The organism is Williamsia soli (genome assembly GCF_017377795.1).
GTDB classification, from domain to species: domain Bacteria; phylum Actinomycetota; class Actinomycetes; order Mycobacteriales; family Mycobacteriaceae; genus Williamsia; species Williamsia soli.
The window spans coordinates 280,468-302,371 of sequence record NZ_JAFRDR010000002.1; the positions used below are offsets into that span (position 1 = coordinate 280,468).

A 21,904-nucleotide genomic window follows, 5' to 3' on the forward strand; every position below is an offset into this window, starting at 1 on the left:
CGAGTTCAGGCAGGTGAACGTCCATCGCGGCGAAGTGGGTGATCCTCCGGAACCTGTACGAAGATGATCTCGGTGCCGTCGGGATCCACCGCGTGCATCTCGATGAGCCCCCAAGGTTCGGTTTTCGCGTCTCGGGTGATGGCGACGCCTGCTTCGCGGAGTTCGCGTTCGGCGACGGCGACGTCACGCACCTGCAGCCACAGGACGCTCGTACTCGGTGGTGCGTCTTCCGCATCCATGTGTGCGGCCACCTCGATCAGCGCGGCCCCGGCGAAGAATACTATTCCGCCGGGGTACTCGCGGGCGACGGCCAATCCGAGTTGATCGCGATAGAACCGGATCGTCGTCCGCGGGTCTGACGGGCGGAGAATGATTCGGCCACTGAGAACCTCCATGGGTCTTGTCTACCCGACACATCGGCCAGAAACGGACATACCGCGCCGATGTTGCTGACGCAACTGCACGCGCGGCCCGGATTCTGCTACCAGCGCGGTGGTCATGGGTGTGCCGGGTACCAGATTGCGGCGTGGCATCCGGGCCTGATCGCACTCACCCGACCTCCGGCACTGGTAAGCATGGAGATGGAGCGCTCGATGGAAACCGCCGTCCGTGCTCCGCGCAATCACCCCTAGGCGAGGAGATCGACCATGGGACAACCTATTCCCGCCCCAGATCGTCCGGAACCACCGGGAACCGAGCCCACCATCCCGCCCGTGCCGGAACCGGAACCCGTTCCGACGCCCCAACCGGAACCCACCACCCCGCCGGGTCCCGAACATCCCGCACCCGATCCGGTGTTTCCGGCGCCAACGCCGCCGGATCCGAGTCCCGGGCCGACGATCATCTGAAGCCTCAGCGGTAGACCGTCAGCCGCCGCTCATCGAGCTCGAGGAGCACGTGCTCGACAGGGCCGGTCACTTCGCCATCGTGCGCGGTGAGCAGCGGGCCAGACGCGCTGGTGATCTCCAGTCGAGAAGCTTGTACGGAACCAAAGACCCTCGATCGCTCGACCGTTCCGAACAGCGATGCGACGATGGCCATGGTGCGACCGAACTTCCGGTCTGCACGCAGGTACTGGAGGTCCAGCACACCGTCGGCCAGGTCAGTGCGTCGCGCCGGGCTCAGACCGCGAGGTCGATATACGCCGTTGCCGACGAACACGGCCCATACCGAATGATGTTGTCCGTTGATGACGAGGTCGACGGGCTTACGTCCTTTGACCGCACGATAGAGCGCGAACGCAGCTGCGGGCCACTTTCCGATGCGATGTTCGAGGCGTTCGCGAAGCCGGACCATTTCCGGATAGCCACCGAGGCCCGCGGTGTTGAGAAAAACGCGGCCATCGATCCGTCCGACGTCGACGGTCCCTGCTGTCCCCATGGTCACTGCGCGCGCGGTGTCGGCATAGGTCTCCAGGTCGAGCGATCGAGCGAAGTGGTTGAGGGTACCGGCCGGGAACACGGCCAACGGCAATCCGCGAACGAGCGCGAGTTGCGCAACCGTTGCGGCGGTGCCGTCGCCGCCCGCGACGCCCAGCGCACGAAATCCGTCAGGAATCTGGTCGTCGAGGGGCCTGTCAACGTCCCACTGCACGATGGTCGCCCCCGGCAGCGCGTTTGTGACCTCTGCCGGGGCATCGGCTGCCGACCCTGATCGGGGGTTGACGACAACGGCCAAGCCTTCGCCGGCGGGCAACGCCGGCGCCGACCCGGGGGCGGTATCTGCCGCACGGAGCGGAGTGGCCGGCCAGAGGAAGTGACCCGCGAGTGCCACGCCGGTGCCGATTGCGGCCCCGGCGACCACATCTGTTCGATAGTGCACACCGACGTAGACCCGGGAGTAGGCGACCGCGGCAGCGAGCGGCGCGAGGACTATCGCGGTGCGCGGCCGTTCCATCGCCGCCCCGACCGCGAATGCCGCGGCCGAAGCGCTGTGACCGCTGGGGAATGACGATGTCCAGGGCATCCTCGGCAACTGACGATGCGGATGCAGCAGATCTGCAGGAGGGCGACTGCGACCCACCAGCGGTTTGATCACGGTGTTGGACACCAGGCTTGCACCGGCCAGCGATCCCACGCCGCGCGCGGCCGCGCGGCGATGCCGTTTACCCATCAGAGCCAAGACGCCTGCGACCGCAAACCACAATTTGCCGTGGTTGGCCGACAGCGTCAGATTGCGCATCAACGGATCGGGCCATCCTCGGCCACCTGGAACAGGACGCGGTATCTCGGGAGACTGCACTCCACGAAGTCTAGGGTCTCCGAGTCCGTGCGCGCCTTCACCGGCCTCACGTCAGTCCGGCTGATGAATGATGCAGGTGGTGGTGCCGTGCGCGATCAACTTGTCTCGTTCGTCCCGGATCTCGCCTTCGGCGGTCGCAGTCCGACGTCCCACGTGAATCGTTTTGCCATAACCGATGATTCGGCGTCCATCGGTAGGAACCGACCTGATGTAGTTGACTTTGAGTTCCAGCGTTCCATAGCCGACGCCAGCACCGAGGGTCGTGTGCACCGCGCACCCCATCACCGAGTCGAGCAGAGTTGCACATATGCCGCCATGAAGTGATCCGATCGGATTGGTCATGTCTGGCCGGGCGTTCAGACTGAATCTGACGTGGCCCTCCTCCAGTGACTCGACTTCCATACCCACCAATTGCGCGATGTTGGGTGGCCGCTCCGGCAGTCCGGTCATGTACCGCAACACCTCCAGCCCGGTCATTTCGGCAATCGAGATCTGATCCGAGGTACCGGTTGCGGCCTGCTCGGTGATTCGCATTGTCATGGGACTCCCTCCTGGTAGCGTTGTAGACCAAACGGTCCATCCGATGAAGCGTAGCACTGTGGATGGACCAATCGGTCTATGGAGTGGCAAGGAGGTCAAGGTGGCCGGCAAACCGATACAGGAGTTCGACGCAACGGCAGGACCGCGCGAACGGCTGATCTCCACCGCGATAGACCTGGTCCGGCGGCGCGGCGTCTTCGCGACGAGTGTTGCCGACCTCCTGGGTCACAGCGGCGCGGCCAGGAACTCCATCTATCAACACTTCCCCAACGGGAAGTCTGGACTGATCGCGACCGCCACCGCGGAATCAGGCGAGCAGATGACAGCGTTCATCGATCACCTCACCAGCACCCGGTCACCACAGGACGCTGTCGACGCCCTGTTGAAGTGGTGGAAGCGTGAACTCGAGGGCAGCGACTACGCACTCGGGTGTCCGGTGGCGGCCGCCGCCATGGCCGCGCCAGACGAGCCAGAGGTCGCTGCCACTGCCAATGTGGCCTTTGATGCCTGGCGTCGACTGGTCGCCGACTCCGCACTCCGCGGTGGGCTGTCGCCCGACGACGCGGAAAGCTTCGCGCTGTTCGTGGTGAACGCAATCGAAGGCGCGATCATCCAGTGTCGGAGCCAACGGAACGTCGAGTCGCTGGATGTCGCCGCCGCGCAGCTCAAGGTCCTGTACGCAGCATTGCGACCGGCTTGAGCCAGCAGTCATGCTCGGCTCAGTCGAGCTCGTCGGGTTCGCCGTCGTAGCGTGGCAAGACCGCATAGACGACAAGATCCTTGGGCGTTCCTTTCGCCCGAAATCGCCTGCGTCGCTTGATGTACTTGGTCTCGTCCGTTACCGCCAGAGTCGCCTCGGTCACCAGGACCTCCCCTGCTGACGCCGCATCGGCGACTCTGGCGGCGATGTTCACATCGACCCCGAGGTAGTCGTCGCCGACGTGTCGCGGCTCTCCCGTGTGCAGCCCCGCGCGCAGGGCCGGGCGATAGCCGTCGATGGTGATCGCCGATACCGCCACACCCGCCTCGTGCGCGGCCTCGATGGCGACCGCGCCGTCCCGGAAGACCGCCATCAGGCCGTCACCCAGATGCTTGGTCACCGAGCCACCACGCCTGTTGATGATCTCGGTGCTCGATTCGTTGACCTGATGAAGGAGTTCGAGCACTGCGTCGTCCCCGGCCCCCAATGCCCAGGTAGAAAACCCGACAAGATCGGTGAACAGTATGGTCACCGGTCCGCCGACATCGGGATCATCAGGACGCCTGCGCGTCACCAGTGCCTGCCACGACTCGACGGCGGCCAGGGCCAATTCCCGCACTGCACTAGGCCTTTCGCCGCGGGCCTGGGCGATCAACCCCGCGATGCGTTCGGAATGCCGCAAGCGCTCAGGATCGATGTCGGGACGCGCCCCCGGCGCCACTCTGCGGGCTGCCCGCGCGGCACGTACCAGCCCCTCGCTGCCGTCTGCGCGCACCAGAAAATTTCCGAACCGGCCGGCGCCTCGACGAACCTGCTCTGATCCTTTGGCGATGTCTCCGCCGTCGTGGTTCGACTTGCTCATCGGAGAAAGTCTATGCGGACCAGCGGTGCCGGAGTGATGACATTCGCACGTGACGTGGTCAGGCTGCCTTCACCTTCGAATCGCGAAGCTCCTTCAGAGCTGTGCGCAGACCCCGCCTTTTCCCTGACTCCGGATCCGTGCTGAAACTCGATTGCACACCCTCCCGAATGTTGAACCGCAGTTCGGACGCCGTCTCCGGCGCATCGTCGCTGCTCGCCGATAGAAGCGCATTCGGCAACGCCAGTTTCGCAATCGTCCGGAATGTGAGCAGGTACTGGTGCCAGATCGTGCCGGTGGTGTACGGAAGGTCGTACTTCTCACACAGCTCACGCACGCGAACACCGATTTCCTCGTAACGGTTACTCGGCAGGTCCGGGAACAGGTGGTGTTCGATCTGATGACTGAGGTTGCCCGACATGAACCGCATCAGCTTGCCCGCGCGAAAGTTCGCCGAACCCAGCATCTGTCGCAGATACCACCGAGCCTGATCCTCGTTCTCGTACTCCTCTTTGGTGAACTTCTCGGCCCCATCCGGGAAGTGACCGCAGAAAATCACCGCGTACGTCCAGTAGTTACGGATGAAGTTCGCCGTGACATTGGCCGTCAGGGTGTGTTTCCAGTTGGGCCCGGTCAGCGCGGGGAAGATCAGATAGTCCTTGGCCGCCTGCTTGCCCACCTTGCGCCCGATGATTCGGAGGTCTTTACCGATTTCGCCCAGACTCTTCTGTCCCTTGCGGACCTTTTCGGTCTCGACGTGGTGGAGCGCGACGCCGTACTCGAAGAACGTCCCGAGGGTGAGGTTGTAGATCGGATTGCCGAGATTCCACCACTCCCACGGCTGGTCTCGCGTCACCCTGAGAATTCCGTAGCCCACGTCGTCGTCCATCCCGACGATGTTCGTGTACTTGTGATGGATGAAGTTGTGCGAGTGTTTCCACTGACTGCTCGGACAGGTGGTGTCCCACTCCCACGAGGACGAATGGATCTCGGGATCATTCATCCAATCCCACTGCCCGTGCATCACGTTGTGCCCGAGCTCCATGTTCTCGATGATCTTTGCAAGACCGAGCATCACCGTGCCCGCAATCCACGCAGGCCTCTTGTGACTGGCGAACAGAACCGCACGACCACCCGCCGCCAAACTGCGCTGGATCGTGATCGCGCGCCGAATATAGCGGGCATCTTGCTCGCCACGCGATTCTTCGATGTCACGCCTGATCGCATCGAACTCTTTGCCGAGTGCTTCGACGTCGGCTTCGGTCAGGTGTGCGTATAGGTCGATATCAGTGATCGCCACTATGTGCCCCTCCTAGAGGTCGAGTGTGCATTCGCCAGACACGGTGCTGATGCACGTCTGGATTCGATCTCCTTCTCGGCGCTCGTCTCCCGAACGCAGGTCTCGAATGTAGCCCGCGGACAACGGTACGACGCACGATTGGCAGATACCCATCCGACAGCCGAACGGCATCTGGATACCCAGTTCTTCACCGGCCTCCAAAAGCGTTGTGGCACCGTCGATTTCCGCGGATTTCCCCGTCTTGCTGAACGTGACGGTACCGCCTTCACCGCCCTTGTCGGTGCGGGCGATCGCGAACCGTTCGATGTGCAGACTCTCTTGCAGACCGGCTTTCTCCCACACCTCTTCGGCCACGTCGAGCATTTGCACAGGCCCGCACGCCCAACACTCCCGATCCTGCCAGTCCGGTACAACCGACCCGAGATCGTGCAAATCGATCTTGCCGTCTTCCCGGGTGAACTGCATTTCGAGGTGGTAGGACGGCGACGTCTGCTGCAGCGCGACCAGTTCGTCGTGGAAGATGACGGATTCGCGATTCGGTGCGGAGTGCAAATGAACCACGTCCGGCATGTCGCCCCGGGAACTCAGACCGCGTAACATCGCCATCACGGGGGTGACACCCGAACCGGCGGTCAGGAACAACACCTTCTTCGGCGGCGGACTGGGCAGCGAGAAGTCGCCCTTGGGCGCCGCGAGCCGGATGACTGTTCCCGGTAGGACGCCGTCCACGAGATGGCTCGACAGGAATCCGTCGGGATTCGCCTTCACGGTCACCGAGATGACCTTGTCGTCTCCTGCGATAGAGGTGAGCGAATAAGACCGCCAGTGCCAGCGACCTTCGACCTGCAAGCCGATCCCGACGTACTGGCCTGGTCGATAGCGGTGGCTGAAGCCCCAGCCTGTCTCGATGTCCACCGTGGCTGTGTCGTCGGTTTCCTTGCGCACCGCCACGATTCGCCCTCGTAGCTCGCGCGCTGACCACAGCGGGTTCAGAAGGTGCAGATAATCGTCGGGAAGCAGCGGCGTAGTAGCCCGCGCCACCAGCCCCCTGAGCACATTGATCTGGGGTTTGCTGGCCTCCACCCCGGCGGCGGGGCGCTTACTCCACTTCAGCAAGTCCACAAACACTCCGCTCCCTCATCACCACCGTGGTGACGCCCAGATGAGCGTCACCACGGCCGTGCGTGTGCATTCGAGTGTACACATGTACACCGCAGCGATAGTGGTGTGCGCCGAGCGGGTTGTGGCGCACGAGCTACTTGGCGGTGAGCGAATCCTTCTCGGACGACTCGCTGCCGGACTCGGCGGCTGCTTCCCGCCGATTGGCCACGATGCTCGACAGAGCGGCCGCGCCGATGAACGCCACGCCGACGAGGCCGGTGATGATCTCGTTGATGTGCCACTTGATCGAGAAGAACAAGATGGCAGCCAGAGCGCCGATGGCCCAGTGCGCGCCGTGCTCAAGGTACCGGTACTCGTTGAGCGTTCCCGCCCGCACGAGGTACACGGTGATCGACCGAACGAACATCGCGCCGATGAAGCCCAGACCCAGGGCGATGATGATCGGGTCCGCCGTGATCGCGAAGGCGCCTATGACACCGTCGAACGAGAACGACGCGTCGAGGACCTCGAGGTACAGGAACAGGAAGAAACCCGCTTTGCCCGTGGCCTTCGCCAGTTGGGACGGGCCCCCCGATTTGACCGCCTCATCATGCTCGGCAGCGAGCTCCTCGGTGTGGAACAACTGGCCCAGGCTGTTGACCGTGATGTAGGTGATGATGCCGAGAACACCGGAGATCATGATGGTCGAGCGATGCTGGTCGTCGGCGAGGAACTCGGCGATGAGCACGAGGCTGCCGCCGGCGATCACCACGGCCAGTTGGTCGAGCTTGCCGATGACGGCGAGCGGCTTCTCCAGCCAGGTCAACCACTTGGTCTCGTTGTCTTCCAAGATGAAGTTGAGGAAGAGCATGAACAGGAACATGCCGCCGAACGCCGCGATCTGTGGATGCGCGGCAGTGAGGATCTCCTCGTACGTCTCCGCGTTGGGGTCGGTCGGCACGTTCATCGCGAGATCGAAGGCCTCGACAGGATTCAGTCCGGCCGTGACCCACACGATGAGCAGCGGGAACAGCAGGCGCATTCCGAAGACGGCGATGAGAATGCCGATGGTGAGGAAGATCTTCTGCCAGAATTCGCTCATCTTCTCCAGCACGGTCGCGTTGATGACCGCATTGTCGAAGGAGAGGGAGACCTCGAGAATTCCGAGGATTGCGCACAGAGCCAGCGCAGTCCACCCGCCATAGAGGTACGCAACGCCCAGCGAGACGATCGTGACAGCGATCGAAATGCCGAATACGCGGATGACCACACGTGCTCCTTAGTTTTGCCGGTAACAGCACTATCGCGGAACCGGGAGTGGTTCCGCGATAGTGCGCAAGTGTACTTCTATGTAGTTGCCATTCGTCGCCGGAAGGCTAGACGTTCACGCCGAAGTCACGAGCGATGCCCGCGAGACCTGAGGCGTAACCCTGACCGATCGCGCGGAACTTCCACTCTGCACCGTTGCGGTACAGCTCGCCGAAGACCATCGCGGTCTCGGTGGACGCATCTTCCGACAGGTCGTAGCGGGCGAGTTCGGTGCCGTTCGAACGGTCGGTGACCCGGATGTAAGCATTACGGACCTGGCCAAATGACTGCGAACGCGCATCGGCGTCGTAGATCGAGACGGGGAAGACGACCGACTCGATGTTCGGCGGCACTGCAGCCAGGTCGACGTTGATGACCTCGTCGTCGCCTTCGCCTTCGCCGGTGGTGTTGTCACCGGTGTGCTCGATGGAGCCATCCGGGGACCGCAGGTTGTTGAAGAAGATGAAGTGCTGGTCGGAAACGACCTTCTTGTCGGCTCCGGCGCCGATCGCGCTCGCGTCCAGGTCGAAGTCCGTGCCCGTGGTGGAACGCACGTCCCAGCCGAGACCGACCGCCACTGCGGTCAGGTTCGGAGCCTCCTTGGTCAACGAAACGTTTCCGCCCTTGCTCAAGCTGACGCCCATGTCAGTACCCTTCCTGAGTTGTCTTCGTGAGTAGATGAGGCCCAGAGGTCAGAGCAACTTCTGCTCAGAACCAGTCCTTGGGAGTAACCGTACGTGAAAGTGGACATCGACGGGGGCGACAAAGCCGAACGCTGAACCGATTGAATGACTGCCGTTTCGCCGGCCGCAGTGAGTCCGGTCCCAATTCTCCAGCGCCGGAGCCGGCCGCCTTCATCCGTCGGCGGAGCCGTTCCTTCTCATCCCAGTAGGATGCGCGGTGTGGCCAGGGGCTGGTTTCGACGAGATGACCGTAGCGCCGGTGGCGGATCCACTGGCGCCGTCGAACATGCTCGAAACGACATGGTGAACGCGTTTCTCCAACTCGACCAGCGCTTGTCGATCATCAGTGATTCCGTCGCAGCTGCCGAGGTACTGGGCACCGGTGGTGAATTGGTGCGCGCCTTCGTACCCATCCGCGACGCTTGCTACGAGACGATCAACCAGTACCTGACCCTCAGTGGGAGCGACGGACCACTTGCTCCTCTGAACGACTACCAACGCACGTTGTCTCAGATCACCGATTCGATTCGAACGCTCGATCATTTCTACGAACGTCATTCGACCCAGCTCGAGCACGCCAGGATCTCTTACGCGGCCGTACCGGAGGAGGCGGCGCGGGTACGCGCTGATTCGGAGAGCCTCGTCGATCGGCTGGCTCGTCTACCTCCCGATCAGCTGGCGTACACCTCCGTGACAACTGCTGTACAGCACCATGATCGATGTCTCAGGGAGCTCGAGGCTGCCCAGCTTTCGGTATCCCAGGGGGGCGGGGACCGGGCCCAACTCCGGGCCAGGACCGCCGCACTCGGCGAGGCCGTCAAGAGGCTGGAACAGGCCATTGCCGCAGCTCCGGGCAGGGCCGAAGATGCCCGTGCGGCGCTTGCGTCGGTCCGTACCCGGTTGTCGGCGGTCCGGAATCGCAGCGCCAGGATGCCGGAAGCGTATTCGGCCCTGCTCCGCGAGTTCAGCGCACAGTGCTCCCGTGACCTGGTCGGACACGACCGCCTCAGCGCACAGGAACTCGAGCGAGCATCCAGTGAAATCGATTCGGCCACAACCGCACTGAGATCAGACCCGGAATCGGCATTGGCGGCCATCACCAGGGCTCGCACACACTTGTCGGAGGCCGAGGAATTGGTCGACGGGGTCACTGATCGTTTGAATGAACTTCGCCTTGTTCAGCGGGATCCACCGGCAGCTGCCGGTAGGGTTCGGTTTCAGATCCGGGATGCTCAATTGCTCGCCGTCAATCTCGGCGTGGTCAAACAATGGGGATCGGTTCTGGACGCACAGGTTTTGAGAGTCGATCGAGCCGTCGCAGCTCTGACCGGTCGGCATCCTGACTATTGGGGGTATCTGGTGGACCTGCGCGCCATCTCCGACTTCGTGTCCGGAGTAGTGAGCAAGATGAAAGACGAGGCCAGGCGGTGACGACAGACTCGAGCGCCGCCGGAACTGCGGGGACGAAGCAACTGCAACACTTCACCGCGCTCGACGAAACAGAACGCGAACGACTGTTCTTCCGCCTCCCCGAACCGATCGGGATGGACGCACCTCCGGAACTGCTCAGTGTCGCCCTGGGCGCCACGCTGTACATCCCGGCCAGCCGCGAACGACTCGCCGAACTGATCCTCCGGCAGCGGCGCAGCGGTTCGACGTCGATGGTCATCGACCTCGAGGACGCAATCGCCGACGGTGACGTCGACGCGGCGATCACCAACCTCACGAACACACTTCGCGAGCTGGCGGCAGGTGGTCAGGCAGCGCCGCTGCTCTTCGTCCGGGTCCGGCGGCCACAGCAAATCGACGAATTGCTGGGACGGCTCGGTGACGGCGTCGACAGCCTCGCGGGGTTCGTGCTCCCCAAGTTCACCGGGGTGGACGGCGACGACTATCTGAATCGGATCGAGGCCGCGCAAGCACAGGTCGGTCGGGTGCTGTACGCGATGCCGATCATCGAGTCGACATCCGTCCTCCATCTCGAGACCCGGGCCGCTGCGCTGGAGTCGATCAGGCAGGTGCTCGACAAGCATCGGGGCAAGATCCTGGCCGTCCGGATCGGCGGTACCGACATGTGTGGTGCGCTCGGTATCCGGCGCGATCCCGACCTGACCATCTATGACGTACATCCCGTCGCCGAGGTCATCGGTGCCATCGTCAATGTGCTCGGCAGGGCCGACGGTACCGGCCATACGATCACGGGGCCGGTGTGGGAGTACTACAACACCCACGACCGGATGTTCCGGCCGTTGCTGCGCCACACTCCTTTCGAGGAGATCGATGCGGTTCGGTTCCGGACACACCTGGTCAGTCGCGATCTCGATGGCCTGCTGCGCGAACTGGTTCTCGACCGCGCGAACGGATTGCAGGGCAAGACCGTCATCCACCCGTCGCACGTGAACGTCGTGCACGCGATGAGCGCTGTGCCACACGAGGAGTATGACGACGCCGTTGCGGTGTTGGGGGTCGACGACACCGGTGGTGTACTGGCATCGGCCTACCGGAACAAGATGAACGAGCGGCGCCCGCATCGGAACTGGGCCGTCAAGACTCTCATCCGGTCTCAGGCATTCGGAGTGCTGCAACCGGAGATCGGTGTGGTCGATCTGCTGACGGCGGTGGTGCTTCGATGATCGCCGGTAACCGTGCGGCACCAGGGACCGAGCCGTATGCACGCGAGCACTTCGGGCTCGACGCCGAACATGTGTCCGGTGTCAAAGGCTGGCGTGTCGAAGACCTGGTGCGTCCGGGACTTCGACGCAACCCGAAACGGGCTCATCTGTGGGTGTCCACGGTGCTCGGTAAGCACATACCGGTCCCTCCTGCTGTGATCTTCGCAGCCGCCGCCGATCTCGGCGTGTTGTCGACCGCTGCCCTGCGCGCACACGGCCTGTCCGACTCATTGGTCTTCGGGTTCGCCGAGACCGCAACGGGGCTGGGACATGCGGTCGCGCACCAGATGGATGCCGGGCACTATCTGCAGTCGACCCGACGCGGGAACTCTGCGGTTCCGGTGATCGCTCGATTCGAGGAGGGTCACTCCCACGCCACCGACCACCTGATCGTGCCCACAGACCCGAACAGCTTGTGCACCGACCTGCCCGTGGTGCTCGTCGACGACGAGATCTCCACGGGCGCTACGGCCCTGGACGCCATCTCGTCGATGCAACGCATCCACAGCCGATCGCTGTACCTGGTGTCATCGCTGGTCGATATGCGTACCGACGAAGACATCACCCGGTGCCGGCTACGAGCGGACGAACTGGGCACTGAGGTCGAGTTCGTCAGTCTGGCCCGGGGTCGTACCCATATCCCCGAAGGCCTGCCGGCAAGGATCGTGGAATTGCCGACTGCTACGTCTGCGGGGACGTCACAGCACCGAGGATCTGTGGAACGGTTGGAGGTCCCGTGGCCGGCGTCGGTTCCCGACGGCGGTCGGCACGGTTTCCGGCGGGCCGATTGGCCACAGTTCGACGAGGCCATCTCCGAAGTGGCCCGGGTAGTGGCCGGACATCTGGACCCGGTCAGGTCGATCGTCGTGGTCGGACACGAGGAACTGATGTATCTGCCCCAGCGGGTGGCCGGGAGTCTTGCCGAGTTCATCGAGGCCCCGATCTTGAGTCAAACCACCACGCGTTCGCCCGCACACGTGATCGATCAACAGGGTTATCCGCTGCGGCGTGGACACCATTTCATTGCTCCCGAACCAGATGAGGCCCGAGATCGGTACCTGTACAACGCAACTCATGACGATCCCGGAGCGAGATTGGTGATGATCATCGATTCGCCTGCCGACACCGAAGCGCTGGCGGCGTCGGGTGGACTGCTCGACACCATCAGCGGTGCCGGAATCGATGTCTTACTGGTGGTCGTACCAGGCACCGATTACCTTGCCCTTCGCGCAGCGAGGGAGACGCCGTGAGTCCTGGTAGCGACATCCGGGTGTCCCCGGTCCCACTCACCGGCCCAGAGTTCGGCAGCTACGGCCCCGACGAGGTGAAGTGGCTTCTCAAGGACCTCTCCTCGGTGGCGCTCGAAGGCGATGTGGCCGCGCGAGAGCAGCGGATCCAGGCCGGTCTCGCCCATTATGCGGAGTCGCTGCCCGTCGAGTTCCAGCCCGACGCCGCCTACCAGGAGTTGTTCGGGCGAGTATTGGCAAACAGCGCGCACCGGCTGGCTGTTGCGGTGGGTGCGGTCACCGAACTCGTTCTCGCGGAACGCGGTACCGACGTGGTGCTGGCCTCCCTGGCCCGAGCAGGAACACCGGTCGGTGTGTTGATGCGTCGCTGGGCCGAGCACCACCACGGTCTGGACCTCCCCCACTATGCGGTGTCGATCGTCCGCGACCGGGGAATCGATGCGAACGCCATGAAATACCTGGCCGCACACCACGATCCGGCGAAGGTCGTGTTCGTCGACGGATGGACCGGCAAGGGTGCGATCACCAAAGAGCTCGCCGAAGCCCTCGATGCCTTGTCGGTCGACGGTGGCCCGGTGTTCAATCCGGACTTGGCGGTGCTCGCGGACCCGGGTTCGTGCGTTCGCACATTCGGCACCCGCGACGATTTCCTCATCGCGTCGGCGTGCCTGAACTCGACGGTGTCCGGTCTGATCTCGCGAACAGTCCTCAATGTCGACTTCATCGGTGCTGACGACTTCCATGGCGCCAAGTTCTACGCGGAGCTGTCCGGGCAGGACATGTCGGCCGTTCTGCTCGACGCGGTGACCGCCGAGTTCGATTCGGCGACAACGGAAGCGTCGACCCGCCGGGACGAGATCCAGAGTTCTGACCGCACGCCGACCTGGTCCGGATGGCGTTCGGTCGAGGAGGTCCGCAACAGTCACGGCATCTCCTCGGTCAACTTCGTGAAGCCAGGGGTCGGCGAGACCACCCGCGTACTGCTGCGCAGGGTCCCCTGGATGATCCTGGTACGAACGGCGGATGATCCGGAACACGAGCACATCCGCGCGCTGGCAACTGCCCGAGGCGTTCCCGTCGAGGTCGTCCCGGACCTCGCCTACAGCTGTATGGGCTTGGTGAAAGAGGTCTCGTGAACACTCTCGACACCGCGGCGACACCGTCGACGGGACGTGCACTCGCCACGATCGACCTCGATCGCACCCTGATCTACTCGGCTGCCGCAATCGCCGAGGGAGCTTCGGACGCCGCCACCGCCGCCGCGCTGTCCGCCTCAGCACACTGTGTGGAGATCTATCAAGGCAGGCCGCAGTCGTTCATGTCGCCCACGGCAATGGCGATGCTCACCGAGTTGGCCGCGATCGCCGAGGTGGTGCCGACGACCACCCGCACCATCGAGCAATACCGGCGGATCACGCTGCCGATCGACACCCCGCGCTTCGCGATCACCAGCAACGGAGGCAACATCCTCGTGAACGGGGTCCGCGACGAAGCGTGGTCCCGACGGGTCTCGGACCTGCTCGGCACACTGGGCGTCGGGGTCGACGCGGTGTACGAACGGCTCAGCACCGACGCCGCCGACGCACCGTGGCTGCGCACGATGCGGATCGCCGACGGACTCTTCTGCTACGTCGTCGTCGAACTCGAATTGCTTCCCCCGCAGGTGGTTCCGGCGTGGGCGAGCTGGGCCGCCGAACGCGGCTGGAACGTCTCCCGCCAGGGGCGAAAGATCTATGTGATGCCGGATCCTGTGACGAAGCAACTCGCGGTCGACGAGGTGCGCGCGCGGCTGATCGACGTACCGTCATCCAGCTACGCTGCGGGCGACGGTGTGCTCGACCAGCCCATGCTCGTCGGGGCCGACGCCGCCATCCGGCCGCGGCACGGCGAACTCGAAGAACTCGGTTGGAGCCACTCGAATGTGGCGGTGACCGAAGGGCGTGGCCTCGCGGCGTCCGAGGAGATGCTGACATGGCTGCTGATGCGGGCAGGCACAATGGTGAACGTCGACGAACCGGACAAATCGGCCTTGGCTCGACAGGTCGCCGGTGCTGTCGACGTAGACGAAGCACAGCGGAGCTCGATCATCGACAATTCCACACCCAACGAAGGGCTCAGGTGATGACAACAACTCTGGTCAAAGGGCAAAACGGTCCGCTGAACGCGGCGACGGTCGAAATCACCGTCGACCTCGCCACCGCGGGTGATCTGTCCGCGTTGCTGGTGACCGACAGCGGCAAAGTCCGAACCGACGCCGATTTCGTCTTCTTCAACCAACCCAACGGGCCGGGGGTGTCTCTGCAAGCCGGCGCCGGGATCGGAACCCTGTCCATCTCGCTGGGCGCCGTCCCTGCTGACATCAGTCAGGTGCGAGCCGTGATCACGCTCGACAACGGCACCTTCGGCGCGGTGGCGCCGCCGGTCGCCCGGGTCAGTGGCGGAGGACAGTCGCTGTACGAATACCGGATCGACGGCCTGTCGAGTGAGTCGATCGTGATCGCACTCGAGGTATACCGTCGTGGTGGCGACTGGAAGGTCCGCGCAGTCGGGCAGGGTTATGCAGGTGGTTTCGCGGCACTGGTGACCGATCACGGCGTCTCGGTCGACGACGCACCCGCACCCGCGGCCGCACCGCCGCCTCCCCCGGTGCGGAACAGCCCTCCGCCGAGCTACTCCCGGCAACCCTCGGCGCCCGCCGCGCAGCAGGCACCGCCCCAAAACCATCCACCACAGCAGAACTACCCGCCGCAGCAGCCGTCGGCCCCGAATTACCCGCCGCAGCAACCACAGCCCTCGGCATATCCGCCACCGCAGCAACCCGCTCCCAACCAGCAACCGGCCTACAACCAGCAGCCCGGTTATGCTGCCCCGGCACCGACAAGCCCGCCCGAGGTCAGTCTCACGAAGAGCCGACCCGTGAGCCTGTCCAAGGGACAACGTGTTTCGCTGAAGAAGGACGGCGGGGTCGCACTCACCAACATCCAGATGGGGCTCGGTTGGGATCCTGTCGTCGTCAAGAAGATGTTCGGAAGCCGTGGCGCCGACATCGACCTCGACGCCTCCGCCGTCATGTACGCCGACACCCAACTCGCCGATGTCGCCTACTACGGACAACTCACGTCCAAGGACGGATCGATCCGGCACCTCGGTGACAACCTGACCGGCGAGGGCGAGGGCGACGACGAGGTGGTCACGGTCGATCTCACTCGTGTCCCGATGCACGTCAACGCGATCATCTTCATCGTCACCTCTTACCAGGGCCAGACGTTCGAGCAGGTGCAGAACGCGTTCTGCCGACTGGTCGACCAGACGACGAACGTCGAGCTCGCGCGGTACACCCTCGCGGGTGGTATGGCCTACACCGGCGTGGTCATGGCGAAGGTCTTCCGCGAGGACGGCACCTGGAAGCTGCAGGCGATCGGTGAGGGCATCACGGCAAAGCATCCCGGTGAAGCCGTCCCGCAATTGCAACGGTTCTTGTCGAACGACTTCATGAGGTAGCCCCGAATGAATACATTCGCGTCATGAACGAGTTGGTTCCCGGCCAGAACGTGCCGGTGGCGGCATCGACGTTGGTGTTCTCGGTGACCGGTGGCGTCGGTGAGGCCGATCTGGTCGGGTTGGTGGTCGGTCCGGATCTGCGGACGAGCGATTCGGACGGCGTCGTCTTCTACAACCAGCCTCAGACGGCCGGGGTACGGCTCGAGGGCCACCGCATCGTGGTGGATCTGGGGTCGTTGCCCCTTGACGCGATCGTGCTGTGTGCGGTGAGCACCGATGCCGACGTGGGCTTGGCGCCGGGCCTCACCGCCCAGCTCGACGGCGCGCCGGACAACTCCCGGTACTCCTTTCCGTTGCGCCCGCTGCACGATGAGACGGCGCTGCTGTGCTTCGAGCTCTATCAGCGGTCCGGACGGTGGCGAGTGCGCGCCCTCGGGCAGGGCTACGAAGGCGGACTCGCAGCGCTGCTCACCGCGCACGGCGTCGAGGTCGATGATGCTCCGGACGTGCCGCCTCGGGCGCCCGCCGACCCGCAACCGGTCGCGCCGCAGTACGGCGACAGTTCCCTGCCGCCGGCGCTGGTCACCCTGGGATCCGACTACGGCGCGGCCGTCGCGCGTGCCCACGTCGTGTTCGAGGACGCGGCCAGGTCGGCCGCCGGGTACGTCCAGGCCGAGGGGTTCGCGATGGACCGGCTAGACAGAGAACTCGGTGACCTGCTGGCGGATCCTGCACAACGCAACTCGCCTGCCGCCGACCGCGCACGAGCCGCCGCGCAGCAGCGGTGCGACGACCTCGTGACGTCGGCCAGGAATCGTTTCGACGCCGACTCGGCAGTGTTGATGGCCGAGTTGGCTGCATTGGATCCACAGTTACCGCCGGCGATGGCGTCGTGGAAGTCGCCCGCCTGGAACCGCGCCGGCTCGCCTTCTGCGGGTGGTCTGCGCATCGGCGAGTTGTTCGCCCCCGAACGCGGCGATCTGCGGCTTCCGTTCTGTGTGCCGACACCTATCACTCGACCGCTGTGGGTGCTCGACACCGGCGACCCGGTGCTATCCGTTGTGACTTCGTTGGTGTTGCGACTCGTGGTCGCCCGCCCGGGTGCCCTTCCCCGGAACGCGGAGGACCTCCGAGGGCGGAACGGTGCTGATCGACGTGTTCGATCTGACGGGATCGTTGGCACCGATGACGGAAATGCTGTTGCCGGTGCTCACCGCACCCGCGGTCACTGCGCCGGAGTCCGTCGCCGACCGACTGTCGGTGCTGGAGTCGTCGATCGACCTCACGCAGATGGCGCTGCAGGCAGGCGAGGTCGATGACATCGACACCCGTGTGGTGGTCATTGCCGACTTGCCGTACGGGTGGGACGTCGGGGCGATGGCGAGGCTGCTGCGATTGGCAGACCGAGGAAGCGATCTCGGCTGGGCGTTCGTGTTCGCCGGATCCCTCGACGACAACGACAGCGACCCCCTCGTGACCACGATCGCGGATCGGACGATGATGATCCCGGTGACCGAGGAGGCCCGCGCCCATGACCCGTGGGTCGGTCTGCCGTGGTCGGTGGCGGCCGAGCGCATTGATCCGACCGGCGTACAGGCCAGACGGATCGTTGCCACGCTGAGCAGTGATCAGCCTCGGTCAGGTGCCAACCCGAATACCTGACGCCCTATCGCCATCGTTCGGCCTCCTTCGCCAGGGCGACGAGTTCCGCACCCAGACTTGCCAATTCGTTCTTGCCCGCGTTTTCGTCGACCGCGGTGGCGATGTCCTCTGCAGCACATCTCAGCCGGAACAGCCGTTCGATGAGGTCGTCGGCCTCACCGGCGCTCAACACCACTGCGTCGGCAGGGATGGACGAGCCGGCAACCAGGCTCCGCTGTTCGTAGGCTCGTTGACGGCATGACTGTTTGCAGTACTTGCGGCGACGTCCGATGTCGGACTCCACGATCTCGCGACCGCACCACGCACACGAGTTACGCGCCCGATTGCGGCGAGGGGCGGTCTCCTGCTCCATACCCGTTGACGGTACTCGGCGTCCACGGGCATCGGCGTCAACAGGGCCGAACACCGGTTGTTCATTGCCTTCGGCGCTCGGATCCGCCGGTCGCGCCGCAAAAGTCGGCGGCCGCGGCGCCGCCCGCAGCCAACAGTCTCCAGACGCGCGTAAGATGGATTGGTAATCCAACGAGAGGATAGAAGTTATGGCAGATCGAGTTCTACGCGGCAGCCGCCTCGGAGCGGTGAGCTACGAGACCGATCGCGATCATGACCTCGCACCGCGCCGCATCGTGCAGTACCGCACCGACAACGGTGAGATCTTCGACGTCCCGTTTGCGGACGACGCCGAGATCCCGTCCACGTGGCCCTGTAAGAACGGTATGGAAGGCACGATTCTCGAAGGCGCAGAGCCTGAGGAGAAGAAGGTCAAGCCACCGCGGACGCACTGGGACATGCTGCTCGAACGGCGAAGCGAAGATGAGCTCGAGGTATTGCTGACCGAGCGTCTCGACCTGCTCAAAGCGCGCCGCCGCGGCACCTCCAGCTAGGTCTCCACGACCCGGTGGGGTCGACGTACAGGCGACAGTCGCCGTAGCACCCGAGGGTGCTACGGCGTTTTGTTGTGGATCCCGAACCCGCGGAGCATCTCCCAGATCAGAAGTTCCGACTGCGTCGTTGCAGTGACGCGATGCCCGCCGGTAGCCGTCATACGGACCGCGTCACCCTCGCGCAGGTCGCCGGTGTCCTCGAGGACAACCATTCCCCGGGCCACGAAAACGTGGCCGTAGGGGGCATCCGGGATCGTCACGGATTGGCCGGGCTGAAGGCGCGCGACATGGAGCGCGGCATGACTGTTCCCGATGCCGATCGCGGCGGTGTTCCGGTCCCTCTTCATGCCGGAGGCAACGGTGACCAACGAGCCGTCGCGTAGTTCTGTCTCCACATCGAGTTCCTCGTAGCTCGACCTGCCGCCGGCGGTGTCGGGTGGAAGCCACATCTGCACCACGCGAAGTGGTGTGCCGTCGCGTCGCAGGGCGCCATTTTTCTCCGAGTGCATGATGCGACTCCCCGCGCTCATCCGTTGCGCGAGTCCCGGGTAGATCAATCCCGAGTGTCCCAGCGAGTCCTGGTGGACCAGGGTGCCCTCGAGTACCCACGTGACAATCTCGACACTGTGGTGCTGGTGGGTGTCGAAGCCCTCGCCCGCGTCGACGATGTCATCGTTGTGCACCATCAACATCCCGTGTGCGCCTGCTGCAAGGTCGAAGTTCCCTGTGGCCAGGAACGACTGGCGGGAGTCCAGCCATTCGCTGCGCCAGTGTTCTCGATCGCTTGCGAGGATCACCCTGACGTCTGCTTGCGTCATCGTCGAGCCTTCAGGCGCGCTTCGTATTCCGCAACTTGCCGAGGCGGTGGCTCAACCCCCAGCGGGGAACCTTGAATGCGGCCTCACGGACGATACTGCCGCTCATCTTCGATTCGCCGAGCTCGCGCTCGGTGAAGGTGATGGGCACCTCGGCCACGTCGAACCCGGCTTGGATCACCCGCCAGCCGAGGTCGACCTGAAAACAGTATCCGTGCGATTCGATGGCACTGAGGTCGAGGGTTTCGAGCACCTCACGACGGTAGGCCCGGAACCCGCCGGTGATGTCTTTCACCGACACGCCGAGCGCGAGCCGGGAGTAGACGTTGCCGCCCCTGGACAGGATCTCCCGGCGGCGAGGCCAGTTCACCACCGTGCCCCCCGGCACATACCGGGAGCCGATCACCAGGTCAGCGCCTTCGTTGAGGCGGTCGAGCAGACGGTGCAGCTCCTCAGGTGCGTGGCTGCCGTCGGCGTCCATCTCGACGAGCACCGCGTAGTCACGCGCCAAACCCCACTGGAAACCTTCGATGTACGCGGCGCCTAGTCCATTCTTGACGGTCCGATGCATCACATGGACGCGGCCTGCACCATCGGTCTCGGCCAGTTGATCGGCGAGTTCGCCGGTGCCGTCCGGACTGCTGTCGTCGACCACGAGAATGTGAACGGCGGGCTGCGCCGCGTGCACCCGTTTGACGATCAACGGCAGGTTCTCGATCTCGTTGAACGTCGGGATGATCACCAAAGTGCCGGCCCCGTCAGCCCCCACCACGGCCCGCGTACCACGCGGGTTGTCCTCAGGCCCCGTCACCATGCTCCTCCTTTGACCATCCCCTGAACCTAACGCCTGGCGCCAACAGGTACAAAAAAGCGCAGATTCCCAAGAGTACGGCCAATCTCTCCGGCCACGGACCGATTGTGGTGGCGATCGTCTGCTCGGTGTTCAGCGGGATGGTGTTCACCAGAGCTGCGGGCTCGAAGAACCCGCTCCGCGACATGCTGTGACCGTCAGGGGCGATGATCGAGCTGACACCACTCGTTGCCGAGACCACCACCGCGCGACCGTGCTCGACCGCACGGAGCTGAGACATGGCGAGCTGTTGGTAGGTCATCTGCGTGCGGCCGAAGGTGGCGTTGTTGGTGGGTACCGACAAGAACTCGGCGCCGGATTTCACGGCCCCACGGGCCGAGCGGTCGAACGCGATCTCCCAGCAGGTCGACACCCCGACCGTCACCTGTCGCCCGTTCGCAACGTCGACGTCGACCACCCCGGGGCCCGTGCCCGCCTTGAAGTTCCCCGCCTGCTCCGCGTAGGAAGAAAAGTGCGTGAAAAAGCTTCGCCACGGCAAGTATTCACCGAACGGCTGGATGATGTGCTTGTCGTATCGACCGCGGATCTGCTGTCCGTCTGCCGCCAACCGCCCGTCCCAGACGAGCACGGTGTTGGTCGGTCGTCCGTCTGGATTTCGCACAAGAGTACCCACCATGATCGGGGCGTCGATGGCGATCGATGCGGCCGTGATCTCGGCCGCAGCATCGGAGTTCGCGGTCGGATCGATGTCGGAGGCGTTCTCCGGCCACAACACGATGTCGGGTTGGGGCGAGTCCCCTGCCTTGACGGCTTCGGCAAGCCGCATTGTCTCGCGGACGTGATTGTCGAGTACAGCACGGCGCTGTGAGTTGAAGTCGAGACCGAGCCGGGGCACATTGCCCTGGATCGCGGCAACTGTGATCACCTCGCCCGAGGTGTTGCGGCCGTCTACGGAGGGCCAGAGCGCCGCCGCGACCACCGGCGCGAGCAGCGCCAGCGCGGTCGCCGCGATCACCGCCTGCCAGCGGCGCGGCGCACGGGCGAGAGCACCTGCGAGCGCCGCAAGCGCGGCACCGGTCAGCGCGACCCCGAACGACACCAGCGGCGCTCCACCGATCGAAGCCAGCGAGAGCATCGGGCCACCGATCTGCCCGAATGCCACCCTTCCCCACGGGAAACCGCCGAAGGGAAACGATGACCGGGCCCATTCGACTGCAACCCAGGTGATCGCGAACCAGAGCGGACCGAGCGGCAAGGTGGTCGTCCGCACCGCCAGGACCCCGAACAATCCGGTGTACAACGACAGCACGATGGCGAGCGCCACCCACGGTAACGGTCCCACGTAGACGCCGATCCACGGGAGCAGTGGCAGGAAGAACGCCAGCCCGTAGACGAAGCCGTACCAGAAACCTTCACGGAAGCGGACGACGCCGCTGAGCGAGCCGGCGAGGAACGCCAGCGACACGATGCCCAGGAACCAGAGGTTCCGAGGCGGGAACGCAGCCCACATCAGTAGGCCGCCTGCCACGCTGCCTGCGGTCCGCAAGAGGAACTCCCGGGTTCCGAAGAACCCGACCCTC

Annotated in this window: 24 protein-coding genes; 12 read left to right on the forward strand and 12 right to left on the reverse strand. The window is 64.3% G+C overall.

All coding sequences use genetic code 11. The annotated features are described in order from the left end of the window. Positions 1-5 precede the first annotated feature (5 nt). Positions 6-395 (reverse strand): VOC family protein, encoded by a 390-nt coding sequence (locus J3S28_RS05890; RefSeq protein WP_207838731.1) that lies wholly within the window; start codon positions 393-395, stop codon positions 6-8. A gap of 48 nt (positions 396-443) precedes the next feature. Here J3S28_RS05890 and J3S28_RS05895 point away from each other — a divergent pair, with 48 nt between their 5' ends. Both J3S28_RS05895 and J3S28_RS05900 read left to right on the forward strand, forming a co-directional pair. Next, entirely contained in the window at positions 444-632 is a 189-nt protein-coding gene (locus J3S28_RS05895; protein WP_207838734.1) for a hypothetical protein, read from the forward strand. A 15-nt stretch (positions 633-647) separates the two neighbouring features. Next, positions 648-848: a hypothetical protein gene (locus J3S28_RS05900; RefSeq protein ID WP_207839621.1), complete on the forward strand. Its 201-nt coding sequence runs from the start codon at positions 648-650 to the stop codon at positions 846-848. A 4-nt stretch (positions 849-852) separates the two neighbouring features. On the opposite strand, the gene J3S28_RS05905 is transcribed toward J3S28_RS05900, so the two are convergent. Both J3S28_RS05905 and J3S28_RS05910 read right to left on the reverse strand, forming a co-directional pair. Next, positions 853-2,241, reverse strand: coding sequence for a bifunctional phosphatase PAP2/diacylglycerol kinase family protein (locus J3S28_RS05905; RefSeq protein WP_207838736.1), 1,389 nt, complete (start codon positions 2,239-2,241; stop codon positions 853-855). Between the two features lie 51 nt (positions 2,242-2,292). Then, positions 2,293-2,775 (reverse strand): PaaI family thioesterase, encoded by a 483-nt coding sequence (locus J3S28_RS05910; RefSeq protein ID WP_207839518.1) that lies wholly within the window; start codon positions 2,773-2,775, stop codon positions 2,293-2,295. Between the two features lie 106 nt (positions 2,776-2,881). On the opposite strand from J3S28_RS05910, the gene J3S28_RS05915 reads away from it, so the two are divergent. Next, complete coding sequence (locus J3S28_RS05915) at positions 2,882-3,481, forward strand: TetR/AcrR family transcriptional regulator (RefSeq protein WP_207838738.1); 600 nt, start codon at positions 2,882-2,884, stop codon at positions 3,479-3,481. Between the two features lie 19 nt (positions 3,482-3,500). Here the strand turns inward: J3S28_RS05915 and J3S28_RS05920 are convergent, their stop codons facing one another. The 5 genes from J3S28_RS05920 to J3S28_RS05940 all read right to left on the reverse strand — a co-directional run bounded on the left by J3S28_RS05920 (position 3,501) and on the right by J3S28_RS05940 (position 8,693). Continuing rightward, positions 3,501-4,343, reverse strand: coding sequence for an adenylate/guanylate cyclase domain-containing protein (locus J3S28_RS05920; protein WP_207838740.1), 843 nt, complete (start codon positions 4,341-4,343; stop codon positions 3,501-3,503). Between the two features lie 58 nt (positions 4,344-4,401). Then, positions 4,402-5,640 carry a fatty acid desaturase family protein gene (locus tag J3S28_RS05925; RefSeq protein ID WP_207838742.1) on the reverse strand — a complete coding sequence of 413 codons (1,239 nt, stop codon included), beginning with the start codon at positions 5,638-5,640 and terminating at the stop codon, positions 4,402-4,404. A gap of 12 nt (positions 5,641-5,652) precedes the next feature. Further along, positions 5,653-6,762: a ferredoxin reductase gene (locus tag J3S28_RS05930; protein ID WP_207838744.1), complete on the reverse strand. Its 1,110-nt coding sequence runs from the start codon at positions 6,760-6,762 to the stop codon at positions 5,653-5,655. Positions 6,763-6,895: 133 nt separating this feature from the next. Next, the gene (locus J3S28_RS05935; RefSeq protein WP_207838746.1) at positions 6,896-8,011 is read right to left on the reverse strand and encodes a DUF475 domain-containing protein; all 1,116 of its coding nucleotides are present in this window, start codon (positions 8,009-8,011) and stop codon (positions 6,896-6,898) included. Between the two features lie 106 nt (positions 8,012-8,117). Continuing rightward, on the reverse strand, positions 8,118-8,693 hold the full coding sequence (locus tag J3S28_RS05940) for a TerD family protein (RefSeq protein ID WP_084834871.1): 576 nt from the start codon (positions 8,691-8,693) through the stop codon (positions 8,118-8,120). A 339-nt stretch (positions 8,694-9,032) separates the two neighbouring features. Between J3S28_RS05940 and J3S28_RS05945 the strand changes: the two genes are divergently transcribed. Genes J3S28_RS05945 through J3S28_RS05980 form a run of 8 tightly spaced genes read left to right on the forward strand, consistent with a single transcriptional unit; the run spans position 9,033 to position 17,814 of the window. Further along, a complete protein-coding gene (locus J3S28_RS05945) occupies positions 9,033-10,163 on the forward strand; it encodes a hypothetical protein (RefSeq protein ID WP_207838749.1) in 1,131 nt (376 codons plus the stop codon). Beyond that, complete coding sequence (locus tag J3S28_RS05950) at positions 10,160-11,365, forward strand: HpcH/HpaI aldolase/citrate lyase family protein (RefSeq protein ID WP_307796883.1); 1,206 nt, start codon at positions 10,160-10,162, stop codon at positions 11,363-11,365. The genes J3S28_RS05945 and J3S28_RS05950 overlap by 4 nt, the downstream gene beginning before the upstream one ends. After that, positions 11,362-12,654, forward strand: coding sequence for a phosphoribosyltransferase family protein (locus J3S28_RS05955; RefSeq protein WP_207838751.1), 1,293 nt, complete (start codon positions 11,362-11,364; stop codon positions 12,652-12,654). Before J3S28_RS05950 ends, J3S28_RS05955 begins: the two co-directional genes overlap by 4 nt. After that, positions 12,651-13,787 (forward strand): cysteine protease StiP family protein, encoded by a 1,137-nt coding sequence (locus J3S28_RS28705; RefSeq protein ID WP_307796884.1) that lies wholly within the window; start codon positions 12,651-12,653, stop codon positions 13,785-13,787. Before J3S28_RS05955 ends, J3S28_RS28705 begins: the two co-directional genes overlap by 4 nt. Next, on the forward strand, positions 13,784-14,773 hold the full coding sequence (locus tag J3S28_RS05965) for an HAD family hydrolase (RefSeq protein WP_207838753.1): 990 nt from the start codon (positions 13,784-13,786) through the stop codon (positions 14,771-14,773). The genes J3S28_RS28705 and J3S28_RS05965 overlap by 4 nt, the downstream gene beginning before the upstream one ends. Continuing rightward, entirely contained in the window at positions 14,773-16,152 is a 1,380-nt protein-coding gene (locus J3S28_RS05970; protein WP_207838755.1) for a TerD family protein, read from the forward strand. The genes J3S28_RS05965 and J3S28_RS05970 overlap by 1 nt, the downstream gene beginning before the upstream one ends. A 23-nt stretch (positions 16,153-16,175) precedes the next feature. Continuing rightward, positions 16,176-17,471 (forward strand): TerD family protein, encoded by a 1,296-nt coding sequence (locus J3S28_RS05975; RefSeq protein WP_207838757.1) that lies wholly within the window; start codon positions 16,176-16,178, stop codon positions 17,469-17,471. Continuing rightward, a complete protein-coding gene (locus J3S28_RS05980) occupies positions 17,443-17,814 on the forward strand; it encodes a hypothetical protein (protein WP_207838759.1) in 372 nt (123 codons plus the stop codon). The genes J3S28_RS05975 and J3S28_RS05980 overlap by 29 nt, the downstream gene beginning before the upstream one ends. A gap of 4 nt (positions 17,815-17,818) precedes the next feature. Here the strand turns inward: J3S28_RS05980 and J3S28_RS05985 are convergent, their stop codons facing one another. Continuing rightward, entirely contained in the window at positions 17,819-18,166 is a 348-nt protein-coding gene (locus tag J3S28_RS05985) for a hypothetical protein (protein WP_207838761.1), read from the reverse strand. Between the two features lie 187 nt (positions 18,167-18,353). Between J3S28_RS05985 and J3S28_RS05990 the strand changes: the two genes are divergently transcribed. Beyond that, on the forward strand, positions 18,354-18,698 hold the full coding sequence (locus J3S28_RS05990; protein WP_084834877.1) for an RNA polymerase-binding protein RbpA: 345 nt from the start codon (positions 18,354-18,356) through the stop codon (positions 18,696-18,698). Between the two features lie 59 nt (positions 18,699-18,757). On the opposite strand, the gene J3S28_RS05995 is transcribed toward J3S28_RS05990, so the two are convergent. The 3 genes from J3S28_RS05995 to lnt are packed head-to-tail and all read right to left on the reverse strand — an operon-like array spanning position 18,758 to position 21,870. Then, the gene (locus J3S28_RS05995) at positions 18,758-19,516 is read right to left on the reverse strand and encodes a pirin family protein (protein WP_207838763.1); all 759 of its coding nucleotides are present in this window, start codon (positions 19,514-19,516) and stop codon (positions 18,758-18,760) included. 10 nt (positions 19,517-19,526) lie between these two features. Then, entirely contained in the window at positions 19,527-20,327 is an 801-nt protein-coding gene (locus tag J3S28_RS06000) for a polyprenol monophosphomannose synthase (RefSeq protein WP_237341130.1), read from the reverse strand. Then, positions 20,311-21,870: an apolipoprotein N-acyltransferase gene (gene lnt, locus J3S28_RS06005; RefSeq protein ID WP_237341212.1), complete on the reverse strand. Its 1,560-nt coding sequence runs from the start codon at positions 21,868-21,870 to the stop codon at positions 20,311-20,313. The genes J3S28_RS06000 and lnt overlap by 17 nt, the downstream gene beginning before the upstream one ends. Positions 21,871-21,904: the final 34 nt, after the last annotated feature.